This window comes from Nostoc sp., assembly GCF_036916735.1.
Taxonomy (GTDB): domain Bacteria; phylum Cyanobacteriota; class Cyanobacteriia; order Cyanobacteriales; family Nostocaceae; genus Nostoc.
This window is the reverse complement of sequence record NZ_JBALFV010000109.1, coordinates 18,612-27,108: the sequence shown is the minus strand read 5'-3', so window position 1 is coordinate 27,108 and position 8,497 is coordinate 18,612. Positions and strand designations below refer to the sequence as shown.

The following is an 8,497-nucleotide window of genomic DNA, read 5'->3' as shown; positions in this document are numbered from 1 at the left end:
GTGACGAAGGTGGTGCCGGTCAGCCAACCGCCTAGTGCTAGGAAGGCGCAGGGGAACAATAGTATCCCTGACCAACCTACGAATACAAAGCGATCGCGCTTGAGCCAGTCGTCTAAAACGTCAAACCACCCTCTACTAGGGGCGCGTCCAACTGCGATGGTCATTAGAGCAAATCTCCAAATGTTTATAAGTACAGGTTGTATCTGTATTATAGATGGCAAAAACTTAAGTCATCTATAAGCAGAAAGTTAACCGGGTTATTAACCAAGTTTACAATTTTTTACACACCTTTAATTATAATAGGTGTAAATTGCTAATTTTTCTAGGGGTTTTGTAATAAAAATTAATTTTTTATCAAGATGAGGGAGTAGGGGACAAGGTGACAAAGTGATAAAAGTTAGAACTTGCAACAAGTTTTTCCCTTCCCCTTGTCCCCAATGCCCAATACTTCGACTACACCCTTGGGCTCCCTTCGGTGCCACTCAGGGCAAGACGCTCAGGACAAGTGCCCAATGCCCATTTCCCAAGAATCAGTCAGCTGACGCTAAAATGAGTCCACAGTTAAATTTGATTATTGCTAAATGTTTACCATCGATTTAAGCATCAGAAACACTGCTTTCCCTATCTCAGTACAACGTAAGTCAGCAGAGGATGCTGAGGCTGTCTATCAGTTGATTTTGGCAGCAATACGCTCTGGTAACCCTGACATTGTAGAACTCAAGTGCGAGGGCAAGACAGAGAAAAAAATTGCTGTCCGCGCTAGTGAAATTTCTGGGGTGCAGATTGTTCAGAAAGATGGTACAAGCCCTGGTGGTGGTAGACCCCCTGGCTTTTTCGCTGTAGCTGCTGAGTAAGCAAGGTTGACAAATGGCTCAAGTGGGCATTGAGGTCAAGGATTTAAATTTCAGTTGGCCTAATGGAGAGAAAGTTATCAAATCTTGCTCTTTAGAAGTACCCAAGGGCGAGTTTTGGATGCTCTTGGGTACAAATGGCAGTGGAAAATCAACGTTACTTAGGCTGCTGGCGGGGCTATTAGCTCCTGAGTCTGGGGAAATTCGAGTTTTGCACCCTGTTGGCTTTGTTTTCCAAAATCCGGATCATCAACTGGTGATGCCAACGGTTGGTGCTGATGTGGCTTTTGGATTGGTGCAAGAAAAGTTACCACCTGCTGCCACTAGAGCAAGGGTTGAGGAGGCGCTAGGAGCGGTGAATTTGCTTACTCTCCTACGACGCCCTATTTATGCACTTTCTGGGGGACAAAAACAGCGAGTCGCGATCGCTGGTGCGATTGCCCGTCGCTGTGAAGTCTTATTATTAGATGAACCCACTGCCTTACTAGATCCAGATAGCCAGTTGGATTTAGTTGCTGGTGTGCGCCGCCTTGTTAAAAGTCGAGGTATTACAGCACTTTGGGTGACACATCGATTAGACGAGTTAAATTACTGTGATGGCGCTTTCTTGCTTGAAAAAGGCTCTCTGGTAGATAAGGGTGAACCTCAACACCTCAAACAACGTCTAATGGAGGTAAACAGCGAAGCCTCTTAATTTAGTGCTGAGTGCTGTTAGCGGATAGCTATGGTTTAGCCCGTGCTGAGTAAAGTAAAAAGTACTCAGTCTTTCATAACCTACATACTCAATCATTATAGTTATTTTTTAACTCAATACCTTTTGTTTTTATTACTACTGGAAAAAACTGCAACCCGCCTTGTAAAACAAAGGCGCGTTTTAAGTTGGTAGGTCTGTCTTAGGTTCTATTTTTGTAAAGCTGCCGTATTTTTTATTTTGTGTAGCATAGTGTTACAGACTATGCATCAATTATTATAAAACTTATGAATGAATTTTGTTAACTCTAGAAAATTGTGATTAAAAACCATGCCCCGTTCCTTACTCCAAGCCGTTTTGTTAGTAGACGGCTATAATATAATTGGCGCTTGGCCTTGCCTTAAAAAAACGCGTGATAGTGTAGGACTAGAGGCAGCACGGGGTGAACTTGTAGAAGCGATGACAGGTTATAGTGCGTTTCAAGGTTATGCAACTCAAATAGTTTTTGATGCCCAATATCAGAACTCCTCTAGCAATAAAGAAATAATTACTGAGCTTTTATCAGTTTATTACACTGATTTTGGACAGACAGCAGATACTTATATTGAAAAGTCCTGTGCGTCTATGCGCCAGCAAATAGCTCAGTCTTTGATTCCTCGTGTAATTGTTGCTACATCAGATCGGGCACAGCAGTTGATGATACAAGGATATGGGGCTGAATGGTTATCGGCACAACAACTCTGTGGGGAAGTAGAAGCTACCGTCTGTCGGATGCGACAGAAGTATCATACGCGCAAACAATCTAAGAGTAGGTTTTTAGCTAATGCCATTGATGCTAAGGCGCGGCAGCGTCTGGCTGAATTACGAATGGGATTACACTAAATATTAATGTAGATATTAATATTCAAAAGTCTCTGCTTAAGTTCCTGATTGAATTTTGGTTGCAAAAATTTTATATATAAATTAAGAATCTAAAAAAATATTGGCGAAAGTACTTGCCAAATCCTATTTTTAGGCCTAAGATTATAAATCGTGAGTGATCCTCAGTAGCTCAGTGGTAGAGCGATCGACTGTTAATCGATTGGTCGCTGGTTCGAATCCGGCCTGGGGAGTTTAAAAATTTTGGATTTTAAATTTTGGATTCTAGATTATCCATGAGAAATTTATGGTCGCTTGACTCGGCTGTGATATTTCTGAATCATGGATCTTTTGGTGCTTGTCCGAAACAAGTACTGGAGTTTCAACAAAGACTGCGATCGCAGCTAGAAAAAGAACCTTTACGCTTTTTTGGTAGGGAATGGGAACCTCTGCTAGACGATGCCAGAAGTAGGCTGGCAGTGTTTATAGGTGCTGATGTCCAGGATTTAGTATTTGTCCCCAATGCGACGACTGGCGTTAATTCGGTGTTGAGGTCGCTGACGTTTTCACCAGAGGACGAGATACTTACAACCAACCATGAATATAATGCTTGCCGCAATGCACTTGATTTTGTTGCCAGTCGCACTGGTGCGCGGGTGGTAGTAGCAAAAATTCCTTTCCCCATTGACTCCCCACAAGAAGTAGTGGGAGCAGTAATTGAGCGAGTTTCACCAAAAACACGATTAGCACTTTTAGATCATATTACCAGTCAGACAGGTCTAATTTTCCCGATTCAAGACTTAGTGAAGGAGTTGCAACAACGGGGTGTAGATACATTGGTAGATGGTGCTCATGCGCCTGGAATGATTCTCCTCGATTTGCAAGAGATTGGCGCAACTTATTACACCGGGAACTGTCATAAATGGCTGTGTGCGCCCAAAGGGGCAGCATTTTTGTATGTGCGACGAGATAAACAGTCAGAAATTCGTCCTTTGACAATTAGCCACGGGACAAATTCACCACGCACTGATAAAACCCGCTTTCAGTTGGAATTTGACTGGACAGGTACAGACGATTATACGGCTTATATGTGTGTGCCAGAAGCGATCGCTTTTATGGGTTCGTTGCTACCTGGTGGATGGACAGAATTGAGACAGCAAAATCATCAGCTAGTGTTGCAGGGAAGACAGCTACTTTGTGAAGCGCTACAAGTGCAGCCGCCTTGTCCAGAAGAGATGATTGGTTCAATGGCGGTTGTGCCAATGCCTGCGACTTGGGAAAACCACGATTTTATGTCTATACATGATGAGTTGTTTGATAAGTTTGGCATTGAAGTGCCGATGATACCGTGGCAGGAAAAACCTCGGCTGTTGGTAAGGATTTCGGCGCAGATTTACAATACTTTAGAGCAGTATGAGTATTTGGCAAAAGTTTTAAAGGGGTTGCTCTCAGGTTAATCTAGTTTGAGGAAACTGGCGATCGCTTCAATGGTTTGTTCTGCACTCTTAGCAGTAAACATTGGGCCAGCAGCTAAATAAATATTTTTCTTAGATGCCAAGTTTAAGACAATATTGTAAATAGTTGAACTTGTGCCTGTTACTGTGTCAATTGCGACTGCATTCATATTCAGCCCTGATATTTCTGAGAGTTTAGCTTCAATAACTTCTTTACCAAACCAACCTTCACGTTTAATAGTTGCTTTGTCAAGGGTTTTATCGAAAATGCAAATAATTATATTATTCATCAGCATATAAATAATGCAAACAGCACCACTGGCAATTAAGAATAAACCTAGAGGATAAGTCCACAAACGACTATCTTCATGAATTATTAATTTTGATTCTCGTGAGTTTTTAAGAAAGGCATTGATTTGTCTAGCGTTAGATTCCTTGTGAGTGCTGTCTGCATTTACTAAATCTATGATAACTGAACCATTTCTCGTCAGAAGTACCAAGGGATAACTATTTCCAGCAGTCTTACTAGTGTCTACTTTTGCACCAAGCACCTCTTTGAGATTCCAATTTTTAACTTGAGAATTTAAAATACTGTTAGTAATTAATTGGCAATTTTCTTGAGTGGGTTCAACCCGATTACAAGTAAAAGTAGTTGTCTTTGCCAGTGTCGTTATCAATAAAACGCCTCCTGCCACAAATAGTCCACCAAATAACCAGTAGAGGATGGCTGCTGGCTTGAGTCGTAGTTTTAATAATGTTGGAGTTTGCTCTAATATTTTGAGTCTCATTGTTGTAACTGTAGTCTTTACTCAAAGCAGTCCACACACGAAATTCAGATTTTTGCATCGCAGATTGAAATGATTTGCTTTTTAATCTCATGTTAGAAATCATTGTGGCTTGTCATGATATGGCAAAAGCATAGCAGATTACAAAAACATTATGGGGCTAGCGCTATTCTTTTAGTGATTGCACTTCAATTGCTGAAACTAGGATAAGGCTTTACATGACTTCTGGAGGGCTGCCTTCCAATCCTTTTGTGGCTGCGGGGATGATTGAAGATCCCAGGCTGTTTGTCGGTCGTAAAGATGAATTACACGCGATCGCATCTCGGATGACTGGTGTACAGCCTACAAGTATTAATATAGTTGGTGAGAAGCACATTGGTAAATCTTGGTTGCTGCATTATTTTGTTCTGACTTGGCAGCAACGAGTATTAAACAACAGCAGTCGTTATGTGGTAATTTACCTACCGTTACGGGGTGTAAATTGCCAAACTGAAACGGGTTTCTATGAGGCTGTAGCCGAAGGTTTACTGAGTCACGTTCCGGGATGGCAACAACGCAGTCTACAAAATCCTTGGAAGACTAAACCGCTTAATCGTCAAGCATTTTCAGATGCGGTTAAGCAATGGAAACAGCAAGGAAAGCTACCCGTTCTCTGTTTGGATGATTTTGAAAGCCTTTTGAAATATCCTGAGAAATTCGATAATGGATTTTATGACAATTTGCGATCGCTGATAGATAGCAATGCCTTGATGCTAGTGGTGGCTTCCCGTAAAAAACTGGATGTTTATGCTAACGACTATCACTTTGGCTCTAGTTTTTTCAATATTGGTCACACTATTTATTTGAAAGAACTAACTACAGATGAGGCTATTGAACTGTCGCGCTTACCAACTCGCTTTACAAATAGTGCAGCTTTGAGTGTAGATGAACAGAATCATGCCCAGCAGTGGGGTAATCGTCATCCTTACAAGTTGCAATTGGCTGGTTACTATTTGTGGGAAGCACGTCAACAAGGCAAGCCAATCAAGTGGGCGAAACAGCAGTTTGAGCAACAGCTTGCAAATCCTAAATTCAAAGCAAAAGGAAAGTGGTGGCAATCATTGCTGGGTTGGTTATGGAATATACCGTTGCGTCTGGGTCGTTTAAGCACATTTATTGGCACAAATTGGGATGATGTTCAAAACAGGATCATGGGAATGGTGATTCTGATTGTCATTGGTTTGGGTCTAGCAGGTTTACTGAGCCAGTCTGAAGTACAGTGCTGGTTGAAAAAAATTATTAAGTGAAACAGTGATGAGTAACACGTCTCCAAGACCAGGGTTTTGGAATTATGTCGCTGAATGCGTGCGCCTTTTGTATTGGAGCTATTTCAAACCTTTTACCTTTGAACGCTGGCTGCGGGATATTCATCCAGAACTGAAGCCGACACAGAACCCTTTTGCTAAACGAGCTGAGTTTCGCACTAACCCACGCCTGTATCGCTATGCTGGGCAAGCTTGGTGGCTAACTGCTGTAGTTCCGATGGTTGCTGTATTGCTGGTGGCACCAGTTTACATTCTGGTTAGTGGTAAATCATTTGACTGGTTCAAAAGCTGTGTTTTTTTGATGGGCTGGTTTATAGGAAGGCTTCTAGACCGTGGTGGTAATCAAAATAGGCTAGTTATTTATAGGCTAGTTATTTTCCTTGTTACTGTACTCCTTTTTTTTGCAGCTAGATTTTTATCAGATGTGGCGGTAGGCGTGGCGGGAAGCGTGGCGGTAGGCATAGCGTTCGGCGTAGCGGGAGGCGTGCCAAGAGGCGTGGCAGGAGGCGTGGCGTTCGGCGTGGCGTTCGGCGTGGCAGTAGGCGTGGCGGGAGGCGTGGCGGGAGGCGTGGCGTTCGGCGTAGCGTTCGGCATGGCGTTCGGCGTGGCCAGAGGTGTAGCGGGAGGCATGGCAGGAGGCGTGGCGGTAGGTGTGGCGCTAGGCGTGGCGCTAGGCGTGGCGCTAGGCGTGGCGGGAGGCATGACAGGAGGCATGGCGGTAGGCGTGGCGGGAGGCGTGGCGCTAGGCGTGGCGGTAGGCGTGGCGTTTGCGGTGGCGTGGATTTTCGGTGTGTTGCGGGTTTACTTCTGGTTGCCAGAATTACTGTGGATACTCACTTTGTTCTTGTTGTCTCCCAATGGAAAACGGGTAAATTGTTTGCGATATATGCCCCCTCGCTTTGATGAACTGATTATTTTGCCTCTGCCTTTTATGGATGTGATGATTGTAGAAGCTTATCGAAACAACCCAGCTGCTGCCCGTGAAACTATTGATTATCTAATCTCTTCCACCAACCAGCAAAAAGTTGCAGCACAGGCAATTTTTGGTATTGCTGTAGATATTCTCAATCGTTGTCAGAGGTTGGGAGATATTGAGGAGATTTCTAACCAACTAGCCTGGATTCCCTCACCACCACCAAACAAACTTGGCACAGTGCTACCCCAATTTTTGGATATTAGTCAGAATGTACGGGCATCAGAGGAAGCAACTTCACCTTATCGTAAATATGAGTTACTTAAAATTCCCATCAAGACATTACGCCAACTGAGGCAAAGTCTAGCTTTGACAAAAGATGCTGGCGTTGCTGTCTCTTTTGGCAACACTGCACAAAGCTGGCTAAGTATACTAGAGACGGCGCAGCGCACTTTAAACGAACAGGCACAGCAATCAAAAGAAATTCGGCAAGTTTATATTGCTGGTAACTCGCTAGACCCAGAAACAGCGAAAAATCGTTTCAAAGGGCGAAAGGACATATTTGAGGAAATCGAATCTTTGGCACTTTCTGAGCAACCGCCAGTGTTGTTACTCTATGGTGGGCGGAGAACAGGGAAAACCTCAGCGCTGAAATATCTACCTTACAGAGTACAAGCAAATGTTGTACCTTTGCTAGTAGATTTACAAGGAGCAGCAGCAGCTACAACCTTAAAAGGATTGGCTGAGAATTTAGCTCAACAATTTATCGAAGCTGCACGGCGATTACCCCGCAAAGTATACTTGCCTAATCCAGATGCCAATAAACTAGCTGAAGATCCATTTCCAGCGCTGCAAACTTGGTTAGCAGAAGTAGAACGCAACAACCCTGGTCAGCGATTTCTTCTGTGTCTGGATGAATATGAACGCCTGAATGAAGTAGTGAAAGCAACAAGCAGCCATGCGCCACTCAACTTTATTCGTAACCTGCTGCAACACCACCAGAAATGGATTTTACTTTTTAGTGGTTCACAGGAGTTATCTGAACTTGACGATTACTGGAGTGATTATCTAATTAACACTCGTGCTTTGCGAATGACTTTCTTGCAAGAGTCAGAAGCCCGCGATTTGATTTTACATCCAGTGGAGAACTTCCACAATATCTATGAACCAACTGCTGTAGATGCAATTATCCAACTTACTCGCTGTCAGCCTTTTCTGGTTCAGTTGGTGTGTTACGAGTTGGTGGAGTCGCTAAACAGCAATATTAGAAGAAACAGACGAGAAGCAAATACAGCAAAAGCGACTGCACAAGATGTTAAAGAGATTATTCCTGTTGTGCTGGAGCGAGGGGATCAGTATTTTCAGGAATTATGGACAAATTTAACAGATAGCGATCGCTCTCTCCTGCGGCGTTTAATCTACGGGGAAACTCCCACGCAGCAAGACAAAGGTGTTATCCGCAAACTAACGCGAAAAGAAATTTTGACTCAAGAAGGCAATACTTTTCAAGTGCCTTTGGTGCAAAAATATGTAGAACAGTTACTAGAAGAAGAGTAATATAGGCAATTCTATTTAAGTTGTGAAATTAGTCCTGGAGGCAGGTAACAGACAATAGGCAATAGATTTTTTTCACAAATGACT

General features: G+C 43.2%; 7 protein-coding genes, 1 tRNA gene and 1 pseudogene. 7 read left to right on the top strand and 2 right to left on the bottom strand.

The features are described from left to right. Positions 1-164 (bottom strand): annotated as a pseudogene (locus V7L20_RS27660) (photosystem II D2 protein (photosystem q(a) protein)); the annotation flags it as partial. A 417-nt stretch (positions 165-581) separates the two neighbouring features. Here V7L20_RS27660 and V7L20_RS27655 point away from each other — a divergent pair. The 5 genes from V7L20_RS27655 (at position 582) to V7L20_RS27635 (ending at position 3,857) form a co-directional block, all read left to right on the top strand. Continuing rightward, positions 582-854, top strand: a complete 273-nt coding sequence (locus V7L20_RS27655) for a hypothetical protein (protein WP_334747145.1) — start codon at positions 582-584, stop codon at positions 852-854. 13 nt (positions 855-867) lie between these two features. After that, entirely contained in the window at positions 868-1,545 is a 678-nt protein-coding gene (locus V7L20_RS27650) for an energy-coupling factor ABC transporter ATP-binding protein (RefSeq protein ID WP_334747144.1), read from the top strand. Positions 1,546-1,872: 327 nt separating this feature from the next. Next, on the top strand, positions 1,873-2,424 hold the full coding sequence (locus tag V7L20_RS27645) for an NYN domain-containing protein (RefSeq protein WP_334747143.1): 552 nt from the start codon (positions 1,873-1,875) through the stop codon (positions 2,422-2,424). Positions 2,425-2,582: 158 nt separating this feature from the next. After that, a tRNA-Asn gene (locus V7L20_RS27640) sits at positions 2,583-2,654 on the top strand. 42 nt (positions 2,655-2,696) lie between these two features. Beyond that, positions 2,697-3,857, top strand: coding sequence for an aminotransferase class V-fold PLP-dependent enzyme (locus tag V7L20_RS27635; protein ID WP_334747142.1), 1,161 nt, complete (start codon positions 2,697-2,699; stop codon positions 3,855-3,857). Here V7L20_RS27635 and V7L20_RS27630 read toward each other — a convergent pair. Then, the gene (locus V7L20_RS27630; protein ID WP_334747141.1) at positions 3,854-4,642 is read right to left on the bottom strand and encodes a hypothetical protein; all 789 of its coding nucleotides are present in this window, start codon (positions 4,640-4,642) and stop codon (positions 3,854-3,856) included. The genes V7L20_RS27635 and V7L20_RS27630 overlap by 4 nt on opposite strands. 215 nt (positions 4,643-4,857) lie before the next feature. Between V7L20_RS27630 and V7L20_RS27625 the strand changes: the two genes are divergently transcribed. Continuing rightward, complete coding sequence (locus V7L20_RS27625; protein ID WP_334747140.1) at positions 4,858-5,925, top strand: AAA family ATPase; 1,068 nt, start codon at positions 4,858-4,860, stop codon at positions 5,923-5,925. A 7-nt stretch (positions 5,926-5,932) separates the two neighbouring features. Next, positions 5,933-8,413 carry an ATP-binding protein gene (locus V7L20_RS27620; RefSeq protein WP_334747139.1) on the top strand — a complete coding sequence of 827 codons (2,481 nt, stop codon included), beginning with the start codon at positions 5,933-5,935 and terminating at the stop codon, positions 8,411-8,413. The last annotated feature ends 84 nt before the right edge of the window (positions 8,414-8,497 follow it).

Excerpts from the sequence above, each read along its gene's own strand:
- V7L20_RS27655 (WP_334747145.1), top strand. The coding sequence starts at position 582 with ATGTTTACCATCGATTTAAGCATCAGAAACACTGCTTTCCCTATCTCA.
- V7L20_RS27650 (WP_334747144.1), top strand. The coding sequence starts at position 868 with ATGGCTCAAGTGGGCATTGAGGTCAAGGATTTAAATTTCAGTTGGCCT.
- V7L20_RS27645 (WP_334747143.1), top strand. The coding sequence starts at position 1,873 with ATGCCCCGTTCCTTACTCCAAGCCGTTTTGTTAGTAGACGGCTATAAT.
- V7L20_RS27635 (WP_334747142.1), top strand. The coding sequence starts at position 2,697 with ATGAGAAATTTATGGTCGCTTGACTCGGCTGTGATATTTCTGAATCAT.
- V7L20_RS27630 (WP_334747141.1), bottom strand. The coding sequence starts at position 4,642 with ATGAGACTCAAAATATTAGAGCAAACTCCAACATTATTAAAACTACGA.
- V7L20_RS27625 (WP_334747140.1), top strand. The coding sequence starts at position 4,858 with ATGACTTCTGGAGGGCTGCCTTCCAATCCTTTTGTGGCTGCGGGGATG.
- V7L20_RS27620 (WP_334747139.1), top strand. The coding sequence starts at position 5,933 with ATGAGTAACACGTCTCCAAGACCAGGGTTTTGGAATTATGTCGCTGAA.